Consider the following 26,883-nt stretch of genomic DNA (forward strand, 5'->3'; position numbering starts at 1 on the left):
ACTGCCTTCGGCGAGAGTTTATTTTGCCAGATGAAGGACATCCCGGCCGGAGCTTTTTGAGCCCCGGCGTGAGCAATCACATCAGTTTGACCCGAATGTTTGGTCTTCTGTTTGCAGCCAGCCTTGCAGGTTCCGGTCAATCACACCGCAAAGTGCGTCGATGTGGGCCGGGTCGTCATTAAGGCAGGGAATATAGGTGAAGTGTTCACCGCCCGCCTCTTCGAAGCTTTCCTTAATCTCTTCGTTGATTTCTTCAAGCGTTTCGATGCAATCGGCGCTGAAGGCGGGGGCGCAGACGGCGATGCGCTTGATACCCTCTTCTTTGGCTAGCCGCGCAACTTCGTCAACAGTATAAGGCTTGAGCCATTCTTCAGGGCCAAAAACGGATTGGAAGGTGGTGCGAATTTCGGTTTTGTCCCAGCCGAGGCGTTCGCGCAGCAGGCGCGTCGTTTTTTGGCATTCGCAGTGATAGGGATCACCTTCTTTCAGGTAGCGTTCCGGCATGCCATGGTAGGAGCAGATCAGTACTTCGGGTCGCTGGTCGATGCTTGCATAGGCACGTTCGATGGATTGGGCCAACGCCTCTATGTAGGTGGGTTCTTCGAAGTAGGGGGCGACGACGCGGGCGATGGGCTGGCGTTTTTCCTGCATCAGGGCCTGGAAAAATTTGTCGTTTGCCGTGGCGGACGTTGCGCCGGCATAATGCGGGTAGAGCGGAAAAAAGAGGATTTTAGTGCACCCGGCTTCAACCATTTCGCGCACTTTGGACGGGGTCGAAGGGTTGCCGTAGCGCATACAGAAATCGACGCGCACGTCGTCGCCGTACTGCGCAACCATTTTGGCACGGATCGCGGCGGTCTGCTTTTTCGTGATGGTCAGCAGGGGGGATTCGTTTTCTGCCTCGTTCCAGATGGATTTGTAGTTTGCACCCGATGCGAAAGGGCGTTTCGACAGGATCACCAATTGCAATAGAGGCTGCCAAAGCCAGGCGGAGTAGTCGACGACGCGTTTGTCGGACAGGAATTCAGACAGATAGCGGCGCATGGACCAATAGTCGTAGCCATCTGGTGTCCCAAGGTTCGCGACAAGCACACCGACGCGCGCCGGCTTGATCGCCGGGTGATCGGGGCCCGCGTGCGCTGGGCAGGTGGCTGGGCGTTCGGGAGGTGTTTTGTCGAACATGCTGGCTTTCCTTATGGTCCCGCAATTGATGCCTAGATCAAGGGAGTTATCGCGAGGTCAATTTTTATCGGTTTTAAGTGGTGTTTCGTCGGTTCCCAATGCGTCAGCCAGTCGCGCCGTGGCAGAGCCAGGGCGCAGGGACTGCGGCTGGTTTGCTGCAGGGGCCCAGCCGGTCAGGGTCACGATTTCGAAGGTGGCTGTGATACGGCCATCCGGGTCTGCGAAATGTTCGGTATATATGTGCGCCGCATCTTGGAGGATGCGGGGACGCGTCGGGCGGCGCAGGCGGGCTTGCAGGGCGTTCGTCTCTCCCATGGCGCGCAGATCGCGCATGAGTGCGAAGGCGTCACTATAACTGATGTTGATCGTGTCACTGTCCGCAACCGGCAGTGCAAAGCCTGCGCGTTGCAGCAAACCACCAAGGTCGCGAATTTCGCCCATCGGCGCGATGCGCGGGGAAAGCCCGCCGGTCAGGCGGGACTCTGCCTCTGCCAGGCAGGTACGAAGCTGGTGCAGGGTTTGACCGCCGAACAGCGTTCCGATGAACAGCCCGTCGGGGGACAGTGCGCGGCGGGACTGCACAAGCTGGCCGACAAGGTCGTTCGCCCAGTGTAGGGATAGGTCGTGGATCAGTAGATCGTGCGCGGCTTCGGACACGGGTAGCGTTTCGGTCACCGGAATGGTCGGCGCGTCGGGCACGATGTGTGACCAAAGCGCTGGTGTCGGCGTTACGATCAAGGGGGATGTAAATGACCTGTTAACCTCTTCCAGTCTTTGCTGAACGTCATCGGCAACTCGTTCGCGCAGGAACATTTCTGTTGCGCGGGCGCGGTTGCGAGACAGGGCAAAGGTATCGGTCAGGATCTGCATCTGGCTGATCTAGGAGGATTGTGTGCGAATGCAAAGTGTCATCAAGGCAATCTATCCTTCACAGTGCGTGGCATGCGACACCCAAACGGCCGAAGACCACGGTTTGTGCGGGTCGTGTTGGCGCGAAACGCAGTTCATAAACGGGTTGATTTGCGACTCTTGTGGCACACCGCTGATGGGGCAGGGTGCCGGTCCCGTGCATTGCGATGATTGCATGACGATCCCGCGGCCTTGGGATCAGGGCCGGACCGCGCTTGTTTACGACGGCATCGGGCGGCGGATGGTGCTGAGCCTGAAACACGCAGACCGCACCGATCTGGCCGTGCCTGCGGCGAAATGGATGCTGCATGCGGGGCGGCAGATGATCCGGCCTGATATGGTTGTCGTGCCAGTGCCGCTACATTGGACGCGGCTGATCGCCCGGCGGTATAATCAGGCAGCCTTGCTGTCGCGGTTGGTGGCGCGCGGCTTGGGTGCACCGCATGTTCCTGACGCGCTGCGGCGGGTAAAGCGTATGGCCAAAATGGAAGCAGTCGGTCGCGATGCCCGCTTTGCTGCTTTGGCAGGCGCTATCGTGCACCATCCAGCGCGGGCGCATCTGATCGCGGGGCGTGATATTTTGTTGGTGGATGATGTGATGACGTCAGGGGCCACATTCGCTGCTGCGACGGAGTCGTTACAGGCTGCAGGCGCACAGCGTGTCTGTATCCTTGCACTGGCGCGGGTGGTGAAGGACACCTAAGTAAGCATCCAAGCCAAGGAGCCTGCAAATGAAAAACGTAGAGATTTACACTAAATCGACCTGTGGATATTGCCACGCCGCCAAGCGGCTTTTGACGTCCAAGGGCGTCAGCTTTTCCGAAGTATCCCTGTCGCAGAACCCCGACAAAAAAGCCGAGATGATCCAGCGTAGCAACGGCGGTCGTACCGTGCCGCAGATATTTATCGGTACGACCCATGTGGGCGGCTGCGACGATCTGTTTGCGCTGGAAAGCGCGGGCAAACTGGACGCGATGCTGGCGGCATGAAGGCGGCGTTGATCCAGATGACGGCGGGGGATGATCCCGCCGTTAATCTGGTCGCGACGCTGCAATATATCGGCGAAGCTGCCGCGCAGGGCGCAACCCTGATCTGCACGCCCGAGGTGACAAATTGTGTATCGCAAGACCGGTCGCGGCAGCAGGATGTCCTGCAGCTGGAGCAAGACGATATCACTTTGAAAGCCTTGCGCGATCAGGCTGCGCAGCTTGGTGTCTGGCTGTCTATTGGGTCGCTGGCGCTTAAGACAGGGGATGCGGACGGACGCTTTGCCAATCGTAGTTTTCTGGTCGGACCCGATGGCAGGATTGCTGCGCGCTACGACAAGATTCATATGTTCGATGTGACGGTGTCGGATACGGAAAGCTATCGTGAATCTGCCGGGTATCGGCCTGGCGATCGCGCTGTACTGGCGCGAACGCCGGGTGCCGCGCTGGGCCTGAGCATTTGCTACGATCTTCGCTTTGCGCAGTTGCACCGTGATCTGGCACAGGCCGGGGCGGAAATTTTGTTGGTGCCTTCCGCATTTTCGCCTGTGACCGGCGCAGCGCACTGGCACACATTGTTGCGCGCCCGCGCGATCGAGACGGGGTGTTTTGTACTGGCAGCGGCGCAAACTGGCATGCATGCCGCCGGCAGCGGGCGGGCGCGGCAGACCTATGGGCACAGCCTGGCCGTTGACCCTTGGGGTACGGTTCTGGCGGATGCAGGGATAGAACCCGGCGTCACGCTGGTTGATCTGGATTTAGCTTTGGTGGCACAGTCGCGGGGCCGCATTCCGTCGCTGCACCACGATCGCCCCTATCTGGACCCGAAATGACCGATCAGACCCAACACCTTGCCGTCACACTGTTCAGCGAATTGCTGGCGGTTGACCAACTGGCACGGGCGAGCATGGCGCGGGTGTTGCCCAAGGGGATGGAGTTGTCGCATTTTTCAGTGTTGAACCATCTGGCCCATATCGGCGCAGAGCGCACACCGGCCCAATTGGCCCAGACGTTCCACCTGACGCGTGGTGCGATTACCAATACGCTTAGCAAGCTGGAATGGGCCGGGTGGGTGCATGTCCGACCTGACTGGGACGATGCGCGGCGCAAGATGGTGTCGATCAGCCCGGCGGGTCTGTCAGCGCGGGACGCTGCAATAGCCGCGATAAGCCCCCTTGTCGCCGATGTCGTGGCCAAGGTCGGCGAGGATCGCGTGCGTGCGACCCTGCCGGTGCTGCGCCAATTACGGGCAAAACTGGCGGATCCGGCCTGAAGGCCGGTGCCTCCGGCGGGAGTTTATCTTGCCAGATGAAAGGGATCAGGCCGGTTTTGTTGCGGCGGTTACGTAGTTTACGGATAGATCGTCTGGCGACGTGGACCATGTGAAGGCCAGAAAGTTGAAGACATAGCCGGTGCGGTCGACAGGGGTCAGCCCGGCTTTTTTAAGCAAATCGAACAGCTCGTTCGGGGTGATGAACTTGTTCCAGTCGTGAGTGCCTTTGGGCAGCCAGCGCATGACCCATTCAGCACCCACAATCGCCATAGCAAAGGATTTGGGATTGCGATTGATGGTTGAACACAGATGCAAGCCGCCAAGTTTGAGAAGCTGCTGGCAGGCGGTCAAGTAGCCTAACGGGTCGGCAACGTGTTCGACGACTTCCATGTTCAAGACCACGTCAAATTGTTCGCCGGCTGCGGCCATCGCCTCGGCTGTGCCGTGACGATAGTCGATCGTCAGGCCGGACTGTTCGGCATGGATTTTTGCCACTGGAATGTTGCGCGGAGCGGCGTCGACGCCGACGACGTCTGCGCCTAGGCGCGCCATCGGTTCGCACAAAAGGCCGCCGCCACAACCGATATCAAGGATGCGTAGCCCAGCAAAAGGTTTGTCGGTGCCCAGGTCGCGATTGTATTCAGCAGCAATTTGCCGCGTGATATAATCCAAACGGACTGGATTCATCATATGCAGGGGCTTGAACTTGCCGGTCTCATCCCACCATTCTTCAGCCATGGCTTCGAATTTGGCGACTTCTTGATCGTCGATGGTGTTTGTGGTCATTTTGACCTCCGGCTTTGCAAGTGGCATCTGCAACGGGGCATGGTTGCGCCCGCTACTACCCTATATAGGTGATCTATGGAAAACGTCCCGAGCCAAAAGAGCGCAGTCGCGTATTTATACCCGCCGGTTGATCCATTCGATCAGCGCATTCTGGAGGTGGGCGACGGTCATAAAGTTTATGTCGAGCAATGCGGCAACCCTGCAGGTATTCCTGTGGTCGTACTGCACGGCGGTCCCGGTGGCGGATGTAGCCCGGCGATGCGGCGGTATTTCGACCCGGCCAAGTATCGTATCGTACTGTTTGACCAGCGCGGATGTGGGCGGTCGCGTCCCCATGCCAGTGTCGTGGCCAATACGACGTGGCACCTTGTTGCCGATATAGAGCTGATCCGCATCACGCTTGGCATCGATCGCTGGATCGTGTTCGGCGGTAGTTGGGGGGCAACGCTTGCGTTGATCTATGCGCAAAGCCATTCGGGCAGTGTGGCCGCTTTGGCGCTGCGCGGCGTGTTTTTAATGACGCAGGGCGAGCTTGACTGGTTTTATGGAGGCGGCGCTGGGCGGTTCTGGCCTGACCTGTGGCAGCGGTTTGTCCAACTGGTCCCAGAGGATGAGCGTGGCAATCTGGTCGAAGCCTATCACAGGCGTCTGTTTTCTGGCGATATGATGACAGAGACAAAATATGCACGTGCCTGGGCGCAGTGGGAAAATGCACTGGCCGCGATTGATAGCGATGGGCGGGTGGGAGAAAGCCCTGCGGATTATGCCCGCGCGTTTGCAAGGCTGGAAAATCATTACTTTTACCACAATGGCTGGCTGGACGCAGACCATCAGATTTTGGCGCGCACGGACCGTTTGGCGCGTATACCCGGCGTAATCGTACAGGGGCGTTACGACATGATATGCCCGCCCTTATCGGCCTATACCTTGGCGCAGCAGTGGCCGCTGGCCAAACTGACCTTTGTCGGGCGCGCTGGGCACGCTTTGTCAGAGCCGGGGATCAGCGCTGAACTGGTGCGCGCAATGGACGGATTCGCTGCTGACAGGACGCGGCTGGGGCTATAATCGACGCCGGCCTTGCAGCGGGCCGCATTTTGGTTTATCTGGTCTCTCAACAGCGGCGTGCTGGCCTCCACCCCCAGCGCCCAACCGGAATTCGCAACGGGCCGCGCGCCCGTTTTTTTGTGCTTGGAGATATCCATGAACGACCTGATCGCCAAAGCGGCCATCGACCGCCGGATCGCAGAGATTATCACCCCCGTCATCGAGGACATGGGGTTCGAGGTCGTACGCATCCGTCTGATGACTGGCAAGGAATCGACGCTTCAGATTATGGCCCAGAAGGCCGACGGCACGATCGAAGTGGATGAATGCGGCCAGATCAGCACCGCTGTCGGTGCTGTGCTGGACGTCGAGGACCCGATCCTTGATGAGTACACGCTAGAGGTCAGCAGCCCCGGCATTGACCGGCCACTGACCCGCTTGAAGGATTTCGATCAGTGGCAAGGGTTCGAGGCAAAGCTTGAAACCGATCAGCTGATCGACGGTCGTCGCCGCTTTAAGGGCGAGCTGGCCGGCGTTGAGGGCGACGAAGTTCTGATTACAATTCCGGCCGGCGATCACGGCAAGGAAGAAGTCACCATCGGTTTGAAATTTGACTGGTTGTCGGATGCAAAGCTGGTGCTGACAGATGATTTGATCCGCAATGTACTGCGCGGACGCAAAGACGCGGGCCAGATCGACGAGGCCCAATTCGACGAGATTGAAACCATCATTGATGGGGATGAGGAGAACACCTGATGGCCATTACGTCTGCAAACCAGCTGGAGCTGCTGCAAACCGCCGAGGCGGTTGCCCGCGAAAAGAATATCGACCCCGGTCTGGTGGTTGAGGCGATGGAAGAATCGCTCGCCCGGGCAGCCAAGTCGCGTTACGGCGCTGAGATGGACATCCGCGTCAGCATCGACCGCAAGACCGGCCGTGCAACCTTTACCCGCGTGCGGACCGTCGTCGAAGAAGACGAGTATGAGAATTACCAATCTCAGTTTACGCTGGAAACAGCGAAGGACTGGATCAAGGACGCAAAGATCGGCGATACGCTGGTCGAAGAAGTTCCGCCCGTTGAACTGGGCCGGATCGCGGCACAGTCGGCCAAGCAGGTTATTCTGCAAAAGGTCCGCGAAGCCGAACGCGACAAGCAGTACGAAGATTTCAAAGACCGCGCCGGCACCATTATCAACGCGCTGGTCAAGCGCGAGGAATACGGCAACGTTATCGTGGACGTAGGTTCTGGCGAAGCGATCCTGCGCCGCAATGAAAAGATCGGCCGCGAAGCTTACCGCCCGAACGACCGCATCCGTTGCTACATCAAGGACGTGCGCCGCGAACAGCGCGGGCCACAGATTTTCCTGTCGCGGACTGCGCCGGAATTCATGGCAGAGCTGTTTAAGATGGAGGTGCCGGAAATCTATGAGGGCATCATCGAGATCAAGGCCGTCGCCCGTGACCCCGGCTCGCGCGCAAAGATTGCCGTCATTTCCTATGATGGCAGCATTGATCCCGTCGGTGCCTGCGTTGGTATGCGCGGATCGCGCGTGCAGGCTGTCGTAAACGAACTGCAGGGCGAAAAGATCGACATCATCCCGTGGAACGAAGACATGCCGACGTTCCTTGTGAACGCGCTGCAACCTGCTGAAGTCAGTAAGGTCGTTCTGGACGAAGAGGCCGGCAAGATCGAAGTCGTGGTCCCCGAAGAGCAGCTGTCGCTGGCCATCGGCCGCCGTGGTCAGAACGTGCGTCTGGCATCTCAGCTGACCGGTCTGGATATCGATATCCTGACGGAAGAAGAGGAATCCAAGCGTCGTCAGGCCGAATTCGAACTGCGCACGAAGCTGTTCATGGATACGTTGGATCTGGACGAATTCTTTGCTCAGTTGCTGGTGTCCGAAGGGTTCACGAACCTTGAAGAAGTCGCCTACGTCGAGGCTGAAGAGCTGCTGGTCATCGAAGGTGTTGACGAAAGCACGGCTGGCGAATTGCAGGCGCGTGCCCGCGACTATCTGGAAGCGCAGAGCAAAAAGGCTCTGGATCACGCTCGCGAGCTGGGCGTCGAGGATTCGCTTATCAGCTTTGATGGCCTGACACCGCAGATGGTCGAGGCGCTGGGCGAGGATGGTGTGAAAACGCTGGAAGACTTTGCAACCTGCGCTGACTGGGAACTGGCTGGCGGCTGGACTGTTGTTGATGGACAGCGTCACAAGGACGAAGGCGTGCTGGAAAAATTCGATGTCAGCCTGGAAGAGGCACAGAACCTGGTGATGACCGCCCGCGTTATGCTGGGCTGGGTCGATCCGGCGGACCTTGTTTCCGACGAGGAAGACACCGATATGGAAGAGGAGGCAGAGGCGTAAGCGCCTCTGACTTTACCCTATGACCCGTGGTGGATTGAAAAAGAACCTGGATGACGGACCGGAACGCCGATGCATTGTCACCGGCGAGACGCAACCGAAGGTGGGGTTGATCCGCTTTGTTGTCGGACCCGACAATCAAGTCGTGCCTGATATCTTGGGCAAGCTGCCCGGACGTGGTATGTATGTTGCATCCACCCGCGACGCGCTGGACAAGGCCAAGAAAGGTCAGTTCAGCCGATCTGCAAAAGCGCAGGTTCAAGTCCCGGATGGATTAACGGAAGAAGTCGAACGCCAACTGGTCCGGCGCACGCTGGACTTGATCGCGATGGCCCGCAAGGCCGGGCTCGCGGTTTGCGGGTTCGAAAAGGTAAAGGGCTGGCTGGCCGGGGGCGAAAACGTGCGCGTCCTACTGCAAGCCGGTGACGGATCAGAGCGTGGCAAAGCCAAACTCTGGACGCCCGAAGGGGCAAGATATTACAGCTGTTTGACCGCAGCTGAATTGGGTTTGGCTTTCGGGCGGCAAAGTGTGATACATGGCGCGCTCGCGACTGGCGGACTCAGTGACCGTGTTGTAGAGGAAGCCGCAAGACTGCGCGGACTCCGCGAGATTGACGACGGCAATATGGCTGTCGGGAAGGATACATAGCTAGATGAGCGATACTGACGGCAAGAAACCATTGGGCCTTGGCGGGTCGCGTCCGAGCAACGTGAAGCAAAGCTTCAGCCACGGTCGCACGAAGAACGTTGTTGTGGAAACCAAGCGCAAGCGCGTTGTGGTGCCGAAACCTGGCACGCCTGCGCCTAAAACCGGCGTAGCCGCTGGCCTGCCCGCTGGCGGTGACCCGTCCAAGCGGCCCGCAGGCATTTCCGATGTGGAACTTGCCCGCCGCATGAAAGCGCTGGCGCTGGCCAAATCACGCGAGGCCGAAGAAGCAGCCAAGCGCGAAGCCGAGGAAAAAGAGCGCGCTGAAGAGCGCGAGCGTCGCCGTGCTGAGATTGAGGCCAAAGAAGCCGAAGATCGTATCCGCGAGGAGCGTGCAAAGGCGAAAGCCGAAGAAGAAGAAGAGAAGCGTCGCGCTGCCGAGGCGGCAAAGAACGCACCTGCACCGCAGGTTGCCGCACCTCCGGGTCAGGCCGAAGTCGATCGCCCCACATCCAGCGGACCGCGTAAGGCGACCGAGCGTGACCGCGAAGCGCAGACACGCGACACCACCAAAGCCAAACCTTCCCGTGAAGGCGATGGCCGCCGTGGCGGTAAGCTGACGCTGAATGATGCGCTGACTGGCCGCGAAGGTGGTCGACAGCGTTCGATGGCACAGATGAAGCGTAAGCAAGACCGTGCCCGCCAGAAGGCGATGGGTGGTCAGGTCGAGCGCGAAAAGATCGTCCGCGATGTACAGCTGCCCGAGGCAATCACCGTCGGCGAATTGGCGAACCGGATGGCCGAACGGACCTCTGACGTCGTCAAGGAACTGATGAAGATGGGTATGATGGTCACGCAGACCGAAACCATCGACGCCGATACTGCTGAACTGCTGATCGAAGAATTCGGCCACAAAGTTGTACGCGTGTCCGATTCCGACGTTGAGCAGGTCATTGAACAAGCCGAAGACAAGCCGGCTGACCTGAAGCCGCGTGCGCCGATCATCACGATCATGGGCCACGTTGACCACGGTAAAACCTCGCTTCTGGATGCGATTCGCAAAACGCGGGTTGTGGCTGGTGAAGCAGGTGGCATCACGCAGCACATCGGTGCCTATCAGGTGACGACGGACAATGGTTCCGTTTTGTCGTTCCTTGATACGCCGGGCCACGCCGCGTTTACTTCGATGCGTTCGCGCGGTGCTCATGTCACTGACATCGTGGTGCTGGTTGTTGCGGCTGACGACGCCGTGATGCCTCAGACCATTGAGGCGATTAACCACGCCAAGGCCGCAAAGGTCCCGATGATCGTGGCAATTAACAAGATGGACAAGCCGACCGCGAATCCAGACAAGGTTCGGACCGACTTGCTGCAGCACGAAGTCATCGTCGAAAAGATGTCCGGTGATGTTCAGGACGTCGAGGTTTCGGCCGCGACTGGTGCTGGTCTTGACAAATTGCTGGAAGCCATCGCGCTGCAGGCTGAAATTCTGGAACTTAAGGCGAACCCCGATCGCTCTGCCATGGGCGCAGTGATCGAGGCGCAGCTGGATGTTGGTCGCGGACCTGTTGCGACCGTTCTTGTGCAAAACGGTACCCTGCGTCAGGGCGACATCTTTGTCGTGGGCGAGCAGTGGGGCAAGGTGCGTGCGTTGATCGACGATAAAGGCGACCGCGTCAAAGAGGCAGGCCCGTCTGTGCCTGTCGAAGTTCTGGGCCTGAATGGGACACCAGAAGCCGGCGACGTGCTGAACGTGGTCGACACCGAGGCGCAAGCGCGTGAAATCGCTGATTACCGCATGAAGGCCGCGAAAGATAAGCGCGCCGCCATCGGTGCCGCGACGACACTGGAACAGCTGATGGCAAACGCCAAAGCCAACCAGAGCGTATCCGAGCTGCCAATCATCGTGAAAGCCGACGTGCAGGGTTCTGCCGAGGCGATTGTGCAAGCGATGGAAAAAATCGGCAACGACGAAGTCCGCGTCCGGGTGCTGCACTCTGGTGTAGGCGCGATTACGGAATCGGATATCGGTCTGGCAGAAGCGTCGGGTGCACCCGTGATTGGTTTCAACGTGCGTGCCAATGCGACGGCGCGGAACGTGGCCAACCAAAAAGGCGTGGAGATCCGTTACTACTCGGTCATCTATGCCCTTGTGGACGACATCAAAGCGGCGGCCTCTGGGCTGCTGTCGAATGAAATTCGCGAAAAGTTCATCGGCTACGCCAATATCAAAGAGGTCTTCAAGGTCTCTAATGTTGGTAACGTCGCGGGCTGTCTGGTCACCGAAGGTGTGGCGCGTCGTTCCGCAGGCGTGCGCCTGCTGCGTGATAACGTCGTGATCCACGAAGGCACACTGAAGACGCTGAAGCGCTTCAAGGACGAAGTATCCGAAGTGCAGTCGGGTCAGGAATGCGGCATGGCGTTCGAGAACCACGAAGATATGCGCCCTGGCGATGTGATCGAAATCTTTGAACGTGAATCGGTCGAGCGGAACCTGTAAGGGGCTCAAGTAGAAAATTGGAAAAGGCCCGTCAGCGCTGCTGACGGGCCTTTTTATTTGAGTTTATTTAGCCAGATGAATGGGATGCGTCAGTGCATTGAGTTAGCCGCCGAAAGTAAGGCTATGGGTAAAGGCAAGCTTGACCGCACGCGTCCTACAGCCAGTCGCGTAGGATCGGGATGAGCGGAATGTCTGCAGGCGGCATGGGGTATTGCGTCAAGTCGTTCGCGCGGACCCATTTGAGGGTCTGGCCTTCTCGGCCTTGCGGCGTGCCATTCCATTTTCGGCAAGCGTAAAGCGGCATCAACAGGTGAAAGTCGTCGTAGGTGTGACTGGCGAAGGTCAGCGGCGCGAGGCAAGAGGCCCAAGTATCTATCCCAAGCTCTTCTTGCAACTCGCGGATCAGGGCGATTTCCGGGGTCTCACCTGGGTCGACCTTGCCGCCTGGAAATTCCCACAGCCCTGCAAGTGATTTACCAGCAGGGCGTTGGGCCAGTAGAACCCGCCCGTCGACGTCGATCAGCGCGACAGCAGAGACGAGAAGAACCTTCACGAGCGATAGTCGGCGTTGATCGTGATATATTCGTGGGTCAGATCGCAGGTCCAGACGGTCGCTGCGCCGTGTCCAAGGCCAAGATCGACATTAATGTCGATATTCTGACCTTTCATATGCGCAGCGGCGGCTTCTTCGGAGTAGCTAGGCGCGCGCCACCCATTTTCAGCAAGCACCATATCGCCTAGCTTGATTGTCAGTTTGTCGCGATCTGCTGCAGCGCCGGATTTACCGACGGCCATGACGATCCGGCCCCAATTGGGGTCTTCACCCGCAATTGCGGTTTTGACCAGTGGGCTGTTGGCGGTCGCCATAGCAACAAGGCGGGCGTCTGCATCGGTTGCAGCACCGGTGACGGCGATGGTGACGAATTTGGTCGCGCCCTCGCCGTCGCGGACGACTTGGTGCGCAAGATCGAGCATGACAGTGTGCAGCGCGTCCTCGAAAGAGGCGTTGCCGGTGACGTCAACGTCAGAGGTGCCCGTCGCGGCAAGCATCAAGCTGTCAGAGGTCGAGGTATCGCTGTCGACGGTGATATTGTTAAAGGTCTTGTCAGTCAGGCGCCCCAGCATGTCCTGCAGCGGCTGATAGGCGATCCGGGCATCGGTGAAGATGTAGACCAGCATCGTCGCCATATCCGGGGCAATCATGCCCGACCCTTTGGCAATACCAGCGATCTGGACCGGCTTTCCGTCGATCATGACGGTTTGCGTGGACCCTTTCGGAAAGGTGTCTGTTGTCATGATTGCGCGTGCGGCGTCGGTCATGGCGGTCGCGGACTGGGCGGCTTTCAGGTCGTTGATTTTAGCAACAATGCGGTCATGGGGCAGGGGTTCGCCGATGACACCCGTCGACGCGGTAAATACGCGCGCAGCGTCAATGCCGGTGGCGGCGGCGACAGCTTGCGTAATGGCGGCGACGGATTCGAGGCCGGCCTTGCCGGTAAAGGCATTTGAGTTTCCGGAGTTCACCAGAATTGCGGCCGGACCCGTGTCGGGGCCTAGTTTTGCCTGGCAATCCAGAACCGGTGCGGAACGCGTGGCGGAACGTGTAAACACACCCGCAACGGTGCTGCCGGGGGCGAGCACCGCCAGCATCACGTCAGTCCGGTTTTTGTATTTCACCCCCGCTTGCGCCGCCGCGAAGGTGACGCCGTCAATGACGGGCAGGTCAGGAAAGGCGGCGGGGGCAAGCGGGGACAATGGCATGACTTACTTCTCCAGCAGGTCGAGATTGGTCAGAACAGCCGGATCAAAGGTATCCGGTTCGGCAAGCGTAACCTCGGCGGTGGCCTTCAGCTCTTCGATCTTGGACAGGATGACGGATTCCTGAATACCGCCGACGATTTCGGCGCGGACATCTTCCAAGGCCGCGACGGGCTTTTCCCGGGTTTCGTTCAGCTTGACGATGTGCCAGCCGAATTGCGTCTGCACGGGGTCAGACAGATCGCCGGCTTCCATGCCTTCGACGGTCTGTTCGAATTCGGCGACCATCTGGCCAGGACCGAACCAGCCCAACTCTCCTCCTGTGGGGCCGGAGGGGCCGGTAGATAGTTCCTTGGCGACTTCTGCGAAATCTTCGCCAGAGGTGATACGATCTTTGGCGGCCTGCGCTTCTTCTTCGGTTTCGACCAGCAGATGGCTGGCGTTCCATTCTGTGACGGGCTCTGCTTCTGCAGCGGCAACCATTTCGTCATAGGCGGCTTGGATCGCTTCGTCGGTCACGGCAGCAGCAGTAAGGTCGGTGATAACTTCACCAGCGCGCAGGGACCGCTCTTCGTTCGCGAGGGCCCAGCCAACGCGGGCCGGCACATCGGTCAGGCTATTGGACAACAGTTGCTGTTGCACGATCTGGTCCAGCACACCTTCAAAGATCACGTCGGCGGGGAACTGGTCGTACTGCTGGGGCAATTGCGATCGGGCAATGATCATCTGACCGAGCGTGATTTCAGTGCCATCCACTGTCGCCACAACGGCGGCTGGATCAGCAGCGGGAGCGGGAGTAGCTTCGGTGGTGGGCGCTTCGGCAGCGGGCGCTTCGGTTGTGGTATCCTGCGCCTGCACGGTGGTTGTCAGGGTCAGCGCCAGTGCGGCGGTGCCCAGCAAAAGGGTCATACGGGTCATTGAAACAGTCCTTACAAACAGTCCCCCGAAGGGGCGCAACGTTGACAGTAATCAGCCCGCCCCTTACATCGCAAGGAAGCCTTGAGGGGGCTGGTCTTGGGCCCTGTTTAGGGGCCTTGGCGCAAGCCGACAAGCGACCTCCTCTCAATTTGGTATCACAGGGGCGGCAAGAGTCCGCTTGGAGAGAACATGCTGGGTCTGTCATCTATTGCGAAAAAGGTCTTTGGGACCGCGAACGATCGTAAAGTTAAGGCCGTGCGGCCCCTGATCGAGAAGATCAACGCGCTGGAGCCGGAGTTTACGGCGCTGAGCGACGAGCAAATCAAGGAGCGGACGCGCACCCTGCAAGAGCGGGCGAAAGCAGGCGAAAGCCTAGATGCAATGCTGCCCGAAGCGTTCGCCAACTGCCGCGAGGGTGCGCGCCGCGCCTTGGGTCTGCGTGCATTCGATACGCAGCTGATGGGCGGTATTTTTCTGCATCAAGGTAACATTGCCGAGATGAAGACAGGCGAGGGGAAAACCCTTGTTGCGACTTTTCCGGCATATCTGAATGCGTTGTCCGGCAAGGGCGTGCATATCGTGACCGTGAACGATTATCTGGCCCGCCGCGACGCGGACTGGATGTCGAAGGTTTATAGCTTTCTAGGAATGACCACGGGTGTCGTCGTACCGCAGCAACCCGAGGCGGAAAAGAAAGTCGCCTATCAGTGCGACGTGACCTACGCGACGAACAACGAACTGGGCTTTGATTATCTGCGCGATAACATGAAGTCTGAACTAAGCCAGATGTACCAGCGGCCGCACAACTTTGCGATCGTTGACGAGGTCGACTCGATTCTGATCGACGAAGCGCGCACGCCGCTGATCATTTCCGGTCCAGCGCAGGACCGCAGCCAGATGTACCGCGACATTGATACTGTAGTGCCAGGTATCCTGCCGGAGCATTTCACGCTGGACGAAAAACAGCGGTCCGTTACCTTTACTGACGAAGGCAATGACTACCTCGAAGACGCCTTGACGCGTGCCGGTCTGCTGCCTGAAGGCCAGACGCTTTATGATCCCGAAAGCGTCACGCTTGTGCATCACACAAGCCAAGCGCTGAAGGCACACAAGCTATTTGCCAAGGACAAGGATTACATCGTCCGCGGTGATGAAATCGTCCTGATTGATGAATTTACGGGCCGTATGATGACCGGTCGCCGGCTTGCAGATGGTCTGCATCAGGCCATTGAGGCGAAAGAAGGCGTTTCCATTCGCCCCGAAAACGTCACGCTGGCCTCTGTTACCTTTCAAAACTACTTCCGCCTGTATAGCAAATTGGGCGGCATGACCGGCACGGCCTTGACCGAAGCCGACGAATTCATGGAAATCTATGGCTTGGGCGTGGTCGAAGTTCCGACCAACCGGCCCATCCAACGCCAAGATGAGCATGATCAGGTTTACCGGACCGCCCGCGAAAAGTTCGAAGGCGTGGTCAAAGAGATCAAAGAAGCGAATGCCAAGGCGCAGCCTATCCTTGTCGGCACGACCAGCATCGAAAAGTCCGAGTTTCTGTCGCAGCTGCTGACTGCAGAGGGGATAAAGCATAACGTCCTGAATGCGCGCCAGCATGAACAGGAAGCGCAGATTATTGCCGACGCAGGTAAGCTGGGTGCTGTAACCATCGCCACCAACATGGCGGGCCGTGGTACCGACATTCAGCTGGGTGGTAATGTCGAGTTGAAGGTGATCGAGGCGCTGGACGCCGATCCCGAAGCTAACCCCGACGAAATCCGCGCCCGGATCGAAGCAGAACATGCTGGCGAAAAGGAAAAGGTTCTGGCAGCTGGCGGCCTGTTCGTTCTGGCGACAGAACGTCACGAATCGCGCCGGATCGACAACCAGCTGCGCGGTCGCTCTGGCCGACAGGGTGATCCTGGCCGATCGTCTTTCTTTTTGTCGCTCGAAGACGATCTGATGCGGATTTTCGGCTCTGAACGTCTGGACAAGGTTTTGTCGACGCTGGGCATGAAAGAAGGTGAAGCGATTGTGCACCCGTGGGTGAACAAATCGCTGGAACGGGCGCAGGCAAAAGTCGAAGGCCGAAACTTTGACATTCGCAAGCAACTGCTCAAGTTCGACGACGTGATGAACGAGCAACGAAAAGTGATCTTTGGCCAACGCCGAGAGATCATGGAGGCGACTGATCTATCCGAAATCGTCAAGGACATGCGCCACCAGGTGATCGAAGATATGGTCGACGAGCATATGCCACCACGCAGCTATGCCGATCAGTGGACAACTGAGGCGCTTTATGCCGACGTCATCCAGAACCTTGGCATGGACGAGCCGGTCATGGCTTGGGCGCAAGAAGAAGGCGTCGATGCCGATGAGATGCGTGAACGGCTGGAAGCCGCGTCAGATGCGCATATGGCCAAAAAAGAAGAAGCCTTTGGCGCGGCGGCCATTCGCAACATCGAAAAGCAGGTTTTGCTACAAACGATCGACGCCAAATGGCGCGAGCATCTGGTGACTTTGGAACATCTGCGCTCTGTTGTCGGTTTCCGTGGGTATGCGCAGCGTGACCCGCTGAATGAATACAAGACCGAAGGCTTCCAGCTGTTTGAGCGGCTTCTGGATGGGCTGCGTCTGGACGTGACCCAAAAGCTGGGTCAGATCCAGCCAATGACGCAGGAACAACAGGATCAGATGATCGCGCAACTGCGCCAACAGCAGGCCGCAGCGGCCGGCGCGGATGCTGCGCCGCAGCCCGATGCACAGCCAGAGCCGGAAAAGATGATCGAACGCGCTACCTCTGCACTAAGCGCCGGAGACGCGACTGCCCGCACAGGCTTTGATGAAAACGACCCGGCGACTTGGGGAAACCCGACACGTAATGATGCTTGCCCTTGTGGGTCGGGTAAGAAGTTCAAGCACTGCCACGGCGCATTGTGATAAAAATGGTTGCAGGGGCGGGCCAATGGTCCGCCCCTGCCACATTCACGACACGTTAATTCCTTGCGCCGGTCCCGACGACGACATTTGCGCTGTGCATAACTTGTCCCATCCCCTAACGGGCAAGGAGACGAGTCATGAAACCAGCAACCCGTAAGATCGTCACAGCCGTCACGACATTTTCTGTCGCGCTGAGCATTGGCTTTGTCATGCAATATGGCGATGCGGTTGCCGCGCGGCTTGGAATTGATGAACCCATCGGCGGACCAGATGGCCGTACTCAAGTCAGCATTCCTGCTTCGGCTGTGACCACCAACAATGTAGCTGTCGTACCTCCTCTTATGGCACCTCGCGCGACAAGCGATACGATGCAGACCGCGAACATTCCCCAAGAACTGGCGACGCCAACCCTGCAAATGCCCGAGTTGACCGCCGCATTGGATCTGGGCGCTGCATCGACGATGATTCAACCGCCCGAAATGCAAAGCCCAAAAGTGACGGTTTGTAATCCGTCGATGACGGCGACCGCCCTTCCTATGGCGATGGTTCAGCTGCAACTGGCCGGTGACTGTCACAAGAGTGCACCGGTTTCGATCCACCACCAGGGCATGATTTTCAGCGCAATGACCGACGCGGACGGCAAGCTGTCGGTTGATGTTCCAGCGCTTTCCCGTGACGCATTATTCATTGCCGATTTCAATTCGGGCAAGGCGGCAGCTGCTTCTGTTACTGTGCCTGACCTAGATAAGGTGGACCGGGCCGTGCTGCAGTGGCAAGGCGATGACGGTGTCCAGCTTCACGCGCTGGAATTCGGCGCAGGCTATAATGACGCCGGACATATCTGGTCGGCATCGACCGGGACGTTTGATCAGGCTCAGGACGGCCAAGGCGGATTTTTTGTGTCGCTGGGCGATGTTGCTGTCAGTGATACTCTGCGGGCAGAGGTCTATACATTCCCCAGCGGGACATCCGCACGCGACGGGCAGGTCATCCTGAATGTCGAGGCAGAGGTCACAAGCCGCAATTGCGGGCGCGATGTTTCGGCGCAAAGCATCCAGATCGGTCCGAACAATTCGGTTGGTGCGATTGATTTGACGATGACCATGCCGGGTTGTGATGCAATTGGCGAATTTCTGGTGTTGAAAAATATGTTTGCGGACCTGACACTCGCGGCGAAATGAAATCGCAGCAACGTTCCAGATGGTATTCAGTTTTGCGCAGTGCGGCAGGGGGACTTGCCGCACTGTTGCTGTTTGCCCAAAGCGCCGGCGCGGACGATGTCACAATTACCTCTGCGCAGGGCAACCTGGTGCTGACCGGTCGCATCGCCGGCTTTGACGGTACATATCTGGATATCGAATCCCCACATGGGCCACTGACGCTGGCTTATGCTGGCGTCACTTGCGCTGGTGCCGACTGCCCGGACCGGAACGACTACACGCCGCATTTGCGTATGTCCGGCGAGCCGCGATTGACCAGTTTGCTTTTGCCGGCCCTGTTTAACGGGTTCGCCCGCGATCGCGGTTTGGGGCTGACCCAGAATGCTGACAACACCGGCCTGACGGATATTTCCCTGCACGATGATGCTGGGCCGGTTCTGAAAATTACCTTGCAAAACAATCAAAGTGCCGAAGCATTTGCAGATTTATTGACATATGACAGCGACATAGCCCTAACCTTTCGCAGCCCGCTGCCAGATGAACAAGCGCGCGCCGCAGAGGTTGGGATCGCGCTACCCGGCTTGGACGGCGGTAGCATTGTGCTGGGTGGGGAGGCGTTGGTGCCTGTGGTTTCCCCGGCCAATCCCATTCGAACTATTGACCCGGCGGATGTGATTGCTGCTTTCGCCGGTGATGTCACTGATTGGGAACAGTTGGGGCAACCCCCAATGCCAATAACGCTCCACTTGGGGGCAGATGGTGATGGGCAGGCTGACGCCTTTCTGGCTATGCTTCCGGTATCGGCCAGCACGGCTTTGGTCAGACATGCCGATCCGGATGCGCTGGCACAAGCCGTTGCTGCAGACCCGGGCGCATTGGGAATCGCGGCTCTTGGCAACTCTGGCATCGCGCAGCCGCTGGGGTTTAGCGATGCCTGTGGGTTGACTGCACCGCCAGTGCTGCGCGGGATCAAAACGCAGGATTACCCATTGGCAACACAGGCTTATGCGTTTGTCAGATCGCAGCGCCAGCCAGAAATCGTTCGGTCTTTTTTAAAGTGGCTTGGCAGCCCGACAGCCGAACTGATTGTCCGGCGGGCCGGTTTCACTGACCGCGGGGTCATTCCGATCACGCTGGATGACCAGGGCGAGCGGTTTGCCCATGCCATTACAATAGCCGGGCCTGATACATCGCTGCAGGATTTGCAGGGTATGGTGGCGATGATGCATGCGCGGGTGCGTATATCGCTGACCTTCCGATTTGCGAACGGAACGACAGCGCTGGATGCGGCTTCTGCCGCAAACCTGCGCGATCTGGCGCACGACATAAGGGATGGTGCCTATGACGGCCGCGAAGTGATGTTGATTGGCTTTAGCGACAGCGAAGGCGACGCCGCATCGAACCGCGATCTATCTGCGGCGCGGGCGCTGGCCGTGGAAAGTGCGCTCTTGTCGTTGTTGGGCACACTTCCAGACAATATTCGCCTTGGTACCGCCGGCTTTGGAGAGGCATTGCCGATCGGCTGTGACGATACAGCATGGGGCCGCCAGATGAACCGCAGGGTGGAAGTCTGGGTCGGCAATTAAAGCAATCCTTCAGCGCGAAAAGACAGTTCCCTGGATTTTCCGATGATAAGGTGATCATGAACTGCAATGCCTAGGGCCATTGCCGCCGCTTCAATCTGTGCAGTCATGGAAATGTCGGCCTGTGACGGCGTTGGATCCCCAGATGGATGATTGTGGACCAAGATCAGCGATGCGGCGTTCAGTTCCAGCGCACGTTTGACCACTTCTCTGGGATAGACGGGAACGTGGTCGATCGTTCCGCGTGCCTGTTCTTCGTCCGCAATAAGCGTATTTTTTGTGTCCAAAAACAGGATGCGAAACTGTTCCGTATCACGATGCGCCATTACGGTGTGGCAATAATCTAAAAGGGCGTCCCAGCTACTTACGACATGACGCGCCATAACCTTACTGCGCGCCATACGGTGCGCGGCGGCCTCGACAATTTTGAGTTCGGTTATAACCGCCTCACCCACCCCTTTCACCTGTTTCAGCGCTGTTACTGGGGCAGAGATGACACGGTTAAAATCGCCAAACTGATCAATCAGTGTACGTGCCAGCGGTTTGACATCCTGCCGCGGAATGGCACGGAAAAGCACAAGTTCCACCAATTCATAATCAGGCATCGCTGCTGCGCCGCCCGTCAAAAAACGTTCGCGTAAACGCGCGCGGTGATCCCGAATGTAGGACGGCAGTCGACCGGACACCTGAACACCTGTCGCCTCGTCAGAGGCGGCAGGAGTAAAGAAGGGTAGGGCTTCTTGAAATGATTGCGTCATAACCGCAGATTGCTCTGACGCGGTAAAAAAGTGGTTAAAGCGGTAGGGTTGCCCAACAAAAAGGGGCCGCGGTCAACCGGGGCCCCTTAATGATATGTTGTCATGTTGCCGATTAATCGGGATGGCGGCAGCGCGCGCTAGCCTTTCATTGAATCCCAAAAGCCTTTGACAGACTTAAAGAAACTTGATCCCTGCGGATTGTTTTCCTTGGACAAGGTATCAAATTCCTTCAGGATTTCGCGCTGCCGAGACGTCAGATTGACAGGCGTTTCGACTTGCAGTTCGATAAACATGTCACCGGCGGCCCCGCCGCGCAACGATGGCATACCTTTGCCACGTAGTCGCATTTGGCGGCCAGACTGGCTGCCTTCGGGTATCTTGACCCGCGACCGGCCACCGTCAATTGTTGGCACTTCAATCTCTCCGCCCAAGGCGGCAGATGCGATGCTGACAGGGACACGGCAGAACAGATTGCTGGATTCGCGTTCGAACAATGCGTGATCTGCAACTTCGATAAAGATATACAGATCGCCCGCAGGTCCACCGCGCATGCCGGCCTCGCCCTCGCCTGCAAGGCGGATGCGTGTACCCGTTTCAACGCCAGCCGGGATATTGACCGACAGCGCCTTTTCCTTTTCGACGCGGCCGGCGCCGTGACAGACATGGCAAGGGTTCTTGATCGTCTGGCCTGCGCCATTACAGGTGGGGCAGGTCCGTTCGACCGTAAAGAAGCCCTGCTGCGCGCGCACTTTGCCCATACCAGAACAAGTGGGGCAGATCACAGGTTCAGAGCCGTCATCTGCGCCCGTACCGCTGCAATTGCCGCACTGCACGGCCGTGGGTACGTTGATCGTCTTGGTCAGGCCTGCATAGGCCTCTTCCAGTTTGATCCGCAGATTATAGCGCAGGTCATTGCCGCGTGCCGCGCGGCTACGTCCACCGCCACCGCGCTGACCGCCCATAAAGTCGCCGAACAAATCATCGAAAACATCCGAAAAGGCAGAGGCGAAATCGCCATTGCCTTGGTGGCCGGGGTGCCGCCCGCCGCCGCCCATTCCGCCTTCGAACGCGGCATGACCATAGCGGTCGTAGGCCGCTTTTTTGTCGCCGTCCTTCAGGACTTCATAGGCTTCGTTTGCTTCTTTGAATTGCTCTTCAGCCTTTGGATTGTCGGAGTTGCGGTCCGGGTGCAATTCCTTCGCCTTTTGGCGATAGGCCTTTTTGATCTCATCCGCGCCGGCGCCCTTTTTGAGCCCGAGCGTTTCGTAATAGTCGCGTTTAGCCATTGTGCAGTTCCCCCTTGGGAATGGAAAAAGACCGGCCCGGATCAGGGGCCGGTCTATCCCGTCAGGCGGTTGCCTTACTTGTTGCGCTTGTCGTCGTCGAGGTCTTCGAAGTCCGCGTCGAGGATGTCATCCTCATCCGCGCCTTTGGGCTCCGGCTCCGCACCGTCCTCGGCGTCCTGGCTTGCCTTGTAGATGGCTTCGCCAAGCTTCATCGCGGATTCGGTAACGTTCTGGATGCCCGACTTGATCTTTTCGACGTTGTCGTTTTCCAGTTCGTCCTTCAGCGCGGCGATAGCCAGTTCGATGGCTTCGATCGTCGTCGGGTCGACCTTGTCGTTGTGCTCTTCCATCGACTTTTCGGTCGAGTGGATCAGGCTTTCTGCCTGGTTTTTAGCTTCGACCAGGGCGCGACGTTCCTTGTCGGCATCGGCGTTTGCCTCTGCGTCGCGGACCATTGCTTCGATATCCTCATCCGACAGACCGCCAGAGGCTTGGATCGTAATGGTCTGTTCCTTACCGGTGCCCTTATCCTTGGCCCCGACGGACACGATGCCGTTGGCGTCGATATCAAACGTCACTTCGATCTGCGGCATGCCGCGCGGTGCTGGCGCGATACCTTCTAGGTTGAACTGGCCCAGCATCTTGTTGTCCGCTGCCATTTCACGCTCGCCCTGGAAGACACGCAGGGTCACTGCATTCTGATTGTCTTCTGCGGTCGAGAAAGTCTGCGACTTTTTCGTCGGGATCGTCGTGTTCCGGTCGATCAGGCGTGTAAAAACGCCGCCCAATGTTTCGATGCCCAGCGACAGCGGCGTCACGTCCAGCAGAACCACGTCTTTGACGTCGCCCTGCAGAACACCAGCCTGAATGGCAGCGCCCAATGCTACAACTTCATCCGGGTTCACGCCCTGATGCGGCTCTTTGCCAAAGTACTTGGCAACTTCCTCCTTGACGCGGGGCATGCGGGTCATGCCGCCGACCAGAACGACCTCGTCAATGTCACCAACAGACAGGCCAGCGTCTTTCAGCGCGGCTTGGCAAGGCTTGATCGACGCTTTGATCAGGTCGGACACCAGCGATTCCAGCTTGGCGCGGGTCAGCTTCATGACCATGTGCAGCGGCTGGCCGTTCGAGCCCATCGAAATGAACGGCTGGTTAATCTCGGTCGAGGAGGAAGACGACAACTCGATCTTGGCTTTTTCTGCAGCTTCTTTCAGACGCTGCAGCGCCATCTTGTCTTTCGTCAGGTCAACTTGGTTTTCCTTTTTGAACTCTTCAGCAAGGTAGTTGACGATGCGCATGTCAAAGTCTTCACCGCCAAGGAACGTATCGCCGTTGGTGGATTTCACTTCGAACAGGCCGTCGTCGATTTCCAGGATGGTGACGTCGAAGGTACCGCCGCCAAGGTCATAGACCGCGATGGTTTTGGTGTCTTTCTTGTCCAGACCGTAGGCCAATGCAGCTGCTGTCGGTTCGTTGATAATGCGCAGAACTTCAAGGCCGGCAATCTTGCCTGCGTCCTTGGTTGCCTGACGCTGGGCGTCGTTGAAGTAGGCAGGCACAGTGATGACAGCCTGAGTGACTTCTTCGCCAAGGTAGGATTCTGCAGTCTCTTTCATCTTGCCCAGGATGAAGGCCGAGATTTGCGAGGGGGAATACTTTTCACCCTTTGCCTGAACCCAGGCATCGCCATTGCCGCCGTTGACCACGTCAAAAGGCATGTTCTTTTTATCTTTTGCCAGAAGCGGATCGTCAAAACGACGGCCGATCAAACGCTTGACTGCAAAGATGGTGTTTTCAGGGTTGGTGACGGCCTGACGCTTGGCGGGCTGGCCAACCAGACGTTCGTCATCCGTAAACGCAACGATCGACGGCGTAGTGCGCGCACCTTCGCTGTTTTCGATCACGCGGGGCTTGCTGCCATCCATGATGGCAACGCAAGAGTTTGTTGTACCGAGGTCGATACCAATGATTTTAGCCATTTTCAGATCCCTTATACTTCAGGCGATGTGAGAGGCGCAGACCCATTGCGGCACCTGCGCCCGTTTTCATGATTGCGGCGCAGAAATGACCTGCCCCGACTGTCTGGCGTATATAGGGAGGCGTTTTGGCCCCTGCAACAGGGGGTGACCATACAGCTTGCCAATTTTTGGCTCAATCGGGCAGGGCGGGCAGCGTGGTACGGGCAGCGTGGTACGGGGCGGCGGCGGCGGCCAAAGCCTAGCGCGAAGCGTTCCAGCTGATTGATGCGCGGCGGCGTGTATAGAATTCGCCAAGCAGTCCAAGCATCAGCAGAACAATTGCCACATAGACCGGATAGGTAGGAGAGCTGAAGTGTGGGTTATAATTCAAAAAAATGTCGCCGCGGATCTGGTCGATGCAGTGAAACAAGGGGTTCCAGTCGAAAATCGCCAGCATCGATGCAGGCAGGGTATTGGCCAGAAACATCTTGCCCGATGCGATCATGTTGACGCGGCCATAAACCGAACTGCCGATGCGGGTAAATTCCGGGGCCCATGGCTTGATCGACAAAAAGATCGTTCCCACGGCCACACCGGAAAACCAAGCGATCATCATCATTTCTAGCGCGCCGATCGGATTGTCGATTTCGACCGGTTTGTAGGCGACATGGTAGATGAACAGGACGACAACAATCGAAAGAAACTGCAAGTAAAGCGATGAAAGAGCTGCGGCAGAGATCGAAATCGCCGTCGTCATCGGTGCGTGATTCATCATGGGGGATGCCGGCCCCTCTGATGCGACGACCGCGCTCATCGCTTTGGTGTGCGTCATGTAAAGAAAAATGCCGGACATGATGTAAAGCAGGTAGTCGCCGCGCACAGCCGAACCGCGCATGCCAAGTAGCCAGAACATCGCATAGAACGATGCAATCATCAGGACCGACTGAAAGATATTCAAGATCAGCCCGACAAGGGGGTTACGATGGTTTTTACGGATATCGCGTACGGCGCTGTGGTATATCAGATCAGCCATCCCCAAGGCAGAGCGCGTACGCGATTTTGGGGCCTGCACCTGAAACATCTGACGTTGCCTTTTTCATTCGATACGCATCGGCGCTGCATGTCTGATGCCATGAATTTCTTGCCGTTCGCTTTATGCCGCAGCATAAGAGCGAAAAGGGCAAGTTTTCAATCAATTCACTGTGTGCCCCGCAAATACGGAGAAAATGTGACCATGGATTTTAACAAGCTGTCCGATGTGATGCGGCGATTGTCGCTGGAAGCGGGCGATAAGATCATGGAAATCTATAATTCGCCCGACTTCGATGTACGTACCAAAAGCGACGCAAGCCCCGTCACGGCAGCGGACGAAGCTGCGGATGCGATCATCAGCGCCGGCCTGCGTGAAGCTTTTCCCGATGTGGCGCTTGTGACAGAAGAACAGGCCGCGTCCCATAAAGTGCAGGCCAGCACGTTCCTTATCGTGGACCCACTGGATGGCACCAAGGAATTCATCAAGCGCCGGGGCGATTTCACCGTAAACATCGCCTACGTCGTTGACGGCGTGCCGGTGCGTGGCGTGGTCTATGCCCCTGCCAAGGGGCGCCTGTTCTATACTGATGCCTCTGGCCAATCGGTCGAGGAGACCGGCCCTTTTGCAAAAGATACGGTTGGCGAAGTCGAGCCGATGTCTGTTACAACCAACCCTGACAATAATGCGCTTATGGTTGTCGCGTCCAAATCACACCGCGATCAGGCAACCGACGACTACATCGACCTGTATCTGGTCAAAGACATGAAAAGCGCAGGCTCATCCCTGAAATTCTGCCTGATCGCGACGGGTGAGGCCGATATCTATCCGCGCCTCGGGCGCACGATGGAATGGGACACCGCCGCAGGCCATGCCGTGCTGACAGGTGCTGGTGGAGAGGTTGTGCGTTTCGACAACCATAAGCCGCTGATGTATGGCAAAGACGGCTATGCGAACCCGTATTTCATTGCCCATGCCCCCGGCGTCACGTTGCTGAAATCCTGATGGCGGTTCTAATTGTAATCCCCGCCCGCTATGCCTCTACCCGGTATCCGGGCAAGCCGCTTGTCGATCTGCGTGGTGCTGACGGCGTTGCGAAATCGTTGATCCGCCGCAGTTGGGATGCGGCGATGCAGGTGGACGGCGTCGACCGTGTCGTTGTTGCCACCGATGATGACCGGATCAAGCAGGCCGCAGAGGCATTCGGCGCAGAGGTTGTCATGACGCCAGAGTCCTGCCGCAACGGGACAGAGCGATGCGCCGCTGCAATCGCCGCGATGGACGAAAGCTACGACATCGTGGTCAACCTGCAAGGCGACGCGCCACTGACACCTGCGTGGTTTATCAGCGATCTGGTCGCAGGCCTTCAGGCGCGGCCTGATGTGGATGTGGCAACGCCTGTGCTTCGTACCGAAGGTCGCGCACTTAACGGCTTTCTGGAAGACCGCCGCGCGGGCCGGGTTGGCGGCACGACAGCCGTGTTCGGCGCAACCATGAATGCGCTTTATTTCTCGAAAGAGGTCATCCCCTATACTGGGCAAACCTATGCCGACGATGCGGATACGCCCGTTTTTCATCATGTTGGCGTCTACGCTTACCGCCCTGATGCGCTTCGCTCTTATGGTACGTGGCCCATCGGTCCGCTTGAAACCCTAGAGGGGCTAGAGCAGCTTCGCTTTCTGGAACAGGCCCGCCCTGTTCTGTGTGTCGAAGTCGATGCAAAGGGCCGCCAGTTTTGGGAATTGAACAATCCCGAAGACGTTCCGCGTATCGAGGCGATGTTGAAAGAGATGGGGGCAGACTGAC

Annotated in this window: 24 protein-coding genes; 14 read left to right on the forward strand and 10 right to left on the reverse strand. The window is 57.9% G+C overall.

The genetic code is table 11. The features are described from left to right. Nucleotides 1-81 precede the first annotated feature (81 nt). Together hemH and SJY10_RS02210 are read right to left on the reverse strand one after the other, a co-directional pair. Nucleotides 82-1,182, reverse strand: coding sequence for a ferrochelatase (gene hemH, locus SJY10_RS02205; RefSeq protein WP_386679396.1), 1,101 nt, complete (start codon nucleotides 1,180-1,182; stop codon nucleotides 82-84). 57 nt (nucleotides 1,183-1,239) lie between these two features. Next, the gene (locus SJY10_RS02210) at nucleotides 1,240-2,052 is read right to left on the reverse strand and encodes an SAM-dependent methyltransferase (protein WP_386679398.1); all 813 of its coding nucleotides are present in this window, start codon (nucleotides 2,050-2,052) and stop codon (nucleotides 1,240-1,242) included. 22 nt (nucleotides 2,053-2,074) lie between these two features. On the opposite strand from SJY10_RS02210, the gene SJY10_RS02215 reads away from it, so the two are divergent. The 4 genes from SJY10_RS02215 to SJY10_RS02230 are packed head-to-tail and all read left to right on the forward strand — an operon-like array spanning nucleotide 2,075 to nucleotide 4,350. Then, nucleotides 2,075-2,794, forward strand: a complete 720-nt coding sequence (locus SJY10_RS02215; RefSeq protein WP_386679400.1) for a ComF family protein — start codon at nucleotides 2,075-2,077, stop codon at nucleotides 2,792-2,794. Nucleotides 2,795-2,822: 28 nt separating this feature from the next. Next, complete coding sequence (grxC, locus tag SJY10_RS02220) at nucleotides 2,823-3,080, forward strand: glutaredoxin 3 (RefSeq protein ID WP_386679402.1); 258 nt, start codon at nucleotides 2,823-2,825, stop codon at nucleotides 3,078-3,080. Further along, nucleotides 3,077-3,910: a carbon-nitrogen hydrolase family protein gene (locus SJY10_RS02225; protein ID WP_386679404.1), complete on the forward strand. Its 834-nt coding sequence runs from the start codon at nucleotides 3,077-3,079 to the stop codon at nucleotides 3,908-3,910. Before grxC ends, SJY10_RS02225 begins: the two co-directional genes overlap by 4 nt. After that, on the forward strand, nucleotides 3,907-4,350 hold the full coding sequence (locus tag SJY10_RS02230) for a MarR family winged helix-turn-helix transcriptional regulator (RefSeq protein WP_386679406.1): 444 nt from the start codon (nucleotides 3,907-3,909) through the stop codon (nucleotides 4,348-4,350). Before SJY10_RS02225 ends, SJY10_RS02230 begins: the two co-directional genes overlap by 4 nt. A 45-nt stretch (nucleotides 4,351-4,395) precedes the next feature. Here SJY10_RS02230 and ubiG read toward each other — a convergent pair whose 3' ends face one another. Next, entirely contained in the window at nucleotides 4,396-5,136 is a 741-nt protein-coding gene (ubiG, locus tag SJY10_RS02235) for a bifunctional 2-polyprenyl-6-hydroxyphenol methylase/3-demethylubiquinol 3-O-methyltransferase UbiG (protein ID WP_386679408.1), read from the reverse strand. Between the two features lie 75 nt (nucleotides 5,137-5,211). On the opposite strand from ubiG, the gene pip reads away from it, so the two are divergent. The 5 genes from pip (at nucleotide 5,212) to infB (ending at nucleotide 11,689) form a co-directional block, all read left to right on the forward strand. Next, a complete protein-coding gene (pip, locus tag SJY10_RS02240) occupies nucleotides 5,212-6,201 on the forward strand; it encodes a prolyl aminopeptidase (protein ID WP_386679409.1) in 990 nt (329 codons plus the stop codon). 135 nt (nucleotides 6,202-6,336) lie between these two features. Then, complete coding sequence (rimP, locus tag SJY10_RS02245; RefSeq protein WP_386679411.1) at nucleotides 6,337-6,936, forward strand: ribosome maturation factor RimP; 600 nt, start codon at nucleotides 6,337-6,339, stop codon at nucleotides 6,934-6,936. After that, nucleotides 6,936-8,546 (forward strand): transcription termination factor NusA, encoded by a 1,611-nt coding sequence (gene nusA / locus SJY10_RS02250; RefSeq protein WP_386679412.1) that lies wholly within the window; start codon nucleotides 6,936-6,938, stop codon nucleotides 8,544-8,546. The genes rimP and nusA overlap by 1 nt, the downstream gene beginning before the upstream one ends. A gap of 19 nt (nucleotides 8,547-8,565) precedes the next feature. Beyond that, the gene (locus tag SJY10_RS02255) at nucleotides 8,566-9,192 is read left to right on the forward strand and encodes an RNA-binding protein (protein WP_386679414.1); all 627 of its coding nucleotides are present in this window, start codon (nucleotides 8,566-8,568) and stop codon (nucleotides 9,190-9,192) included. Between the two features lie 4 nt (nucleotides 9,193-9,196). Beyond that, nucleotides 9,197-11,689 (forward strand): translation initiation factor IF-2, encoded by a 2,493-nt coding sequence (gene infB / locus SJY10_RS02260; RefSeq protein ID WP_386679416.1) that lies wholly within the window; start codon nucleotides 9,197-9,199, stop codon nucleotides 11,687-11,689. 154 nt (nucleotides 11,690-11,843) lie between these two features. Here the strand turns inward: infB and mutT are convergent, their stop codons facing one another. From mutT to SJY10_RS02275, 3 genes are read right to left on the reverse strand one after another with little or no spacing between them, the layout of a single operon-like run. After that, a complete protein-coding gene (mutT, locus tag SJY10_RS02265; protein WP_386679417.1) occupies nucleotides 11,844-12,242 on the reverse strand; it encodes an 8-oxo-dGTP diphosphatase MutT in 399 nt (132 codons plus the stop codon). Further along, complete coding sequence (argJ, locus tag SJY10_RS02270; protein WP_386679418.1) at nucleotides 12,239-13,450, reverse strand: bifunctional glutamate N-acetyltransferase/amino-acid acetyltransferase ArgJ; 1,212 nt, start codon at nucleotides 13,448-13,450, stop codon at nucleotides 12,239-12,241. Before argJ ends, mutT begins: the two co-directional genes overlap by 4 nt. Before the next feature lie 3 nt (nucleotides 13,451-13,453). Next, nucleotides 13,454-14,365, reverse strand: coding sequence for a peptidylprolyl isomerase (locus SJY10_RS02275; protein ID WP_386679419.1), 912 nt, complete (start codon nucleotides 14,363-14,365; stop codon nucleotides 13,454-13,456). Nucleotides 14,366-14,554: 189 nt separating this feature from the next. Between SJY10_RS02275 and secA the strand changes: the two genes are divergently transcribed. From secA to SJY10_RS02290, 3 genes are all read left to right on the forward strand, one after another. Next, nucleotides 14,555-17,299, forward strand: coding sequence for a preprotein translocase subunit SecA (gene secA, locus SJY10_RS02280; protein WP_386679421.1), 2,745 nt, complete (start codon nucleotides 14,555-14,557; stop codon nucleotides 17,297-17,299). 137 nt (nucleotides 17,300-17,436) lie between these two features. Beyond that, the gene (locus SJY10_RS02285) at nucleotides 17,437-18,480 is read left to right on the forward strand and encodes a translocase (RefSeq protein ID WP_386679424.1); all 1,044 of its coding nucleotides are present in this window, start codon (nucleotides 17,437-17,439) and stop codon (nucleotides 18,478-18,480) included. 32 nt (nucleotides 18,481-18,512) lie between these two features. Next, nucleotides 18,513-20,045 carry a phosphate ABC transporter substrate-binding/OmpA family protein gene (locus SJY10_RS02290; protein ID WP_386679425.1) on the forward strand — a complete coding sequence of 511 codons (1,533 nt, stop codon included), beginning with the start codon at nucleotides 18,513-18,515 and terminating at the stop codon, nucleotides 20,043-20,045. Here the strand turns inward: SJY10_RS02290 and radC are convergent. From radC to SJY10_RS02310, 4 genes are all read right to left on the reverse strand, one after another. Beyond that, nucleotides 20,042-20,800 carry a DNA repair protein RadC gene (gene radC, locus SJY10_RS02295; protein ID WP_386679426.1) on the reverse strand — a complete coding sequence of 253 codons (759 nt, stop codon included), beginning with the start codon at nucleotides 20,798-20,800 and terminating at the stop codon, nucleotides 20,042-20,044. The two genes, SJY10_RS02290 and radC, sit on opposite strands and share 4 nt — an antisense overlap. Nucleotides 20,801-20,937: 137 nt before the next feature. Next, nucleotides 20,938-22,086: a molecular chaperone DnaJ gene (gene dnaJ / locus SJY10_RS02300; RefSeq protein WP_386679427.1), complete on the reverse strand. Its 1,149-nt coding sequence runs from the start codon at nucleotides 22,084-22,086 to the stop codon at nucleotides 20,938-20,940. A gap of 74 nt (nucleotides 22,087-22,160) precedes the next feature. Then, entirely contained in the window at nucleotides 22,161-24,068 is a 1,908-nt protein-coding gene (gene dnaK / locus SJY10_RS02305) for a molecular chaperone DnaK (protein ID WP_386679428.1), read from the reverse strand. A gap of 238 nt (nucleotides 24,069-24,306) precedes the next feature. Further along, on the reverse strand, nucleotides 24,307-25,128 hold the full coding sequence (locus SJY10_RS02310) for an ABC transporter permease (RefSeq protein ID WP_386679430.1): 822 nt from the start codon (nucleotides 25,126-25,128) through the stop codon (nucleotides 24,307-24,309). A gap of 153 nt (nucleotides 25,129-25,281) precedes the next feature. Between SJY10_RS02310 and cysQ the strand changes: the two genes are divergently transcribed. Both cysQ and SJY10_RS02320 read left to right on the forward strand, forming a co-directional pair. Then, nucleotides 25,282-26,082 (forward strand): 3'(2'),5'-bisphosphate nucleotidase CysQ, encoded by an 801-nt coding sequence (cysQ, locus tag SJY10_RS02315; RefSeq protein ID WP_386684455.1) that lies wholly within the window; start codon nucleotides 25,282-25,284, stop codon nucleotides 26,080-26,082. After that, nucleotides 26,082-26,882 carry a 3-deoxy-manno-octulosonate cytidylyltransferase gene (locus SJY10_RS02320; protein WP_386679432.1) on the forward strand — a complete coding sequence of 267 codons (801 nt, stop codon included), beginning with the start codon at nucleotides 26,082-26,084 and terminating at the stop codon, nucleotides 26,880-26,882. Before cysQ ends, SJY10_RS02320 begins: the two co-directional genes overlap by 1 nt. The last annotated feature ends 1 nt before the right edge of the window (nucleotide 26,883 follow it).

Source organism: Loktanella sp. R86503 (genome assembly GCF_042466455.1).
GTDB lineage: Bacteria > Pseudomonadota > Alphaproteobacteria > Rhodobacterales > Rhodobacteraceae > Loktanella.

Bases quoted from the DNA above. Each gene is read 5' to 3' on its own strand.
- hemH (WP_386679396.1), bottom strand. From the start codon at position 1,182: ATGTTCGACAAAACACCTCCCGAACGCCCAGCCACCTGCCCAGCGCAC.
- SJY10_RS02210 (WP_386679398.1), bottom strand. From the start codon at position 2,052: ATGCAGATCCTGACCGATACCTTTGCCCTGTCTCGCAACCGCGCCCGC.
- grxC (WP_386679402.1), top strand. From the start codon at position 2,823: ATGAAAAACGTAGAGATTTACACTAAATCGACCTGTGGATATTGCCAC.
- SJY10_RS02225 (WP_386679404.1), top strand. From the start codon at position 3,077: ATGAAGGCGGCGTTGATCCAGATGACGGCGGGGGATGATCCCGCCGTT.
- SJY10_RS02230 (WP_386679406.1), top strand. From the start codon at position 3,907: ATGACCGATCAGACCCAACACCTTGCCGTCACACTGTTCAGCGAATTG.
- ubiG (WP_386679408.1), bottom strand. From the start codon at position 5,136: ATGACCACAAACACCATCGACGATCAAGAAGTCGCCAAATTCGAAGCC.
- pip (WP_386679409.1), top strand. From the start codon at position 5,212: ATGGAAAACGTCCCGAGCCAAAAGAGCGCAGTCGCGTATTTATACCCG.
- rimP (WP_386679411.1), top strand. From the start codon at position 6,337: ATGAACGACCTGATCGCCAAAGCGGCCATCGACCGCCGGATCGCAGAG.
- nusA (WP_386679412.1), top strand. From the start codon at position 6,936: ATGGCCATTACGTCTGCAAACCAGCTGGAGCTGCTGCAAACCGCCGAG.
- SJY10_RS02255 (WP_386679414.1), top strand. From the start codon at position 8,566: ATGACCCGTGGTGGATTGAAAAAGAACCTGGATGACGGACCGGAACGC.
- infB (WP_386679416.1), top strand. From the start codon at position 9,197: ATGAGCGATACTGACGGCAAGAAACCATTGGGCCTTGGCGGGTCGCGT.
- argJ (WP_386679418.1), bottom strand. From the start codon at position 13,450: ATGCCATTGTCCCCGCTTGCCCCCGCCGCCTTTCCTGACCTGCCCGTC.
- SJY10_RS02275 (WP_386679419.1), bottom strand. From the start codon at position 14,365: ATGACCCGTATGACCCTTTTGCTGGGCACCGCCGCACTGGCGCTGACC.
- secA (WP_386679421.1), top strand. From the start codon at position 14,555: ATGCTGGGTCTGTCATCTATTGCGAAAAAGGTCTTTGGGACCGCGAAC.
- SJY10_RS02285 (WP_386679424.1), top strand. From the start codon at position 17,437: ATGAAACCAGCAACCCGTAAGATCGTCACAGCCGTCACGACATTTTCT.
- radC (WP_386679426.1), bottom strand. From the start codon at position 20,800: ATGACGCAATCATTTCAAGAAGCCCTACCCTTCTTTACTCCTGCCGCC.
- dnaJ (WP_386679427.1), bottom strand. From the start codon at position 22,086: ATGGCTAAACGCGACTATTACGAAACGCTCGGGCTCAAAAAGGGCGCC.
- dnaK (WP_386679428.1), bottom strand. From the start codon at position 24,068: ATGGCTAAAATCATTGGTATCGACCTCGGTACAACAAACTCTTGCGTT.
- SJY10_RS02310 (WP_386679430.1), bottom strand. From the start codon at position 25,128: ATGTTTCAGGTGCAGGCCCCAAAATCGCGTACGCGCTCTGCCTTGGGG.
- cysQ (WP_386684455.1), top strand. From the start codon at position 25,282: ATGGATTTTAACAAGCTGTCCGATGTGATGCGGCGATTGTCGCTGGAA.
- SJY10_RS02320 (WP_386679432.1), top strand. From the start codon at position 26,082: ATGGCGGTTCTAATTGTAATCCCCGCCCGCTATGCCTCTACCCGGTAT.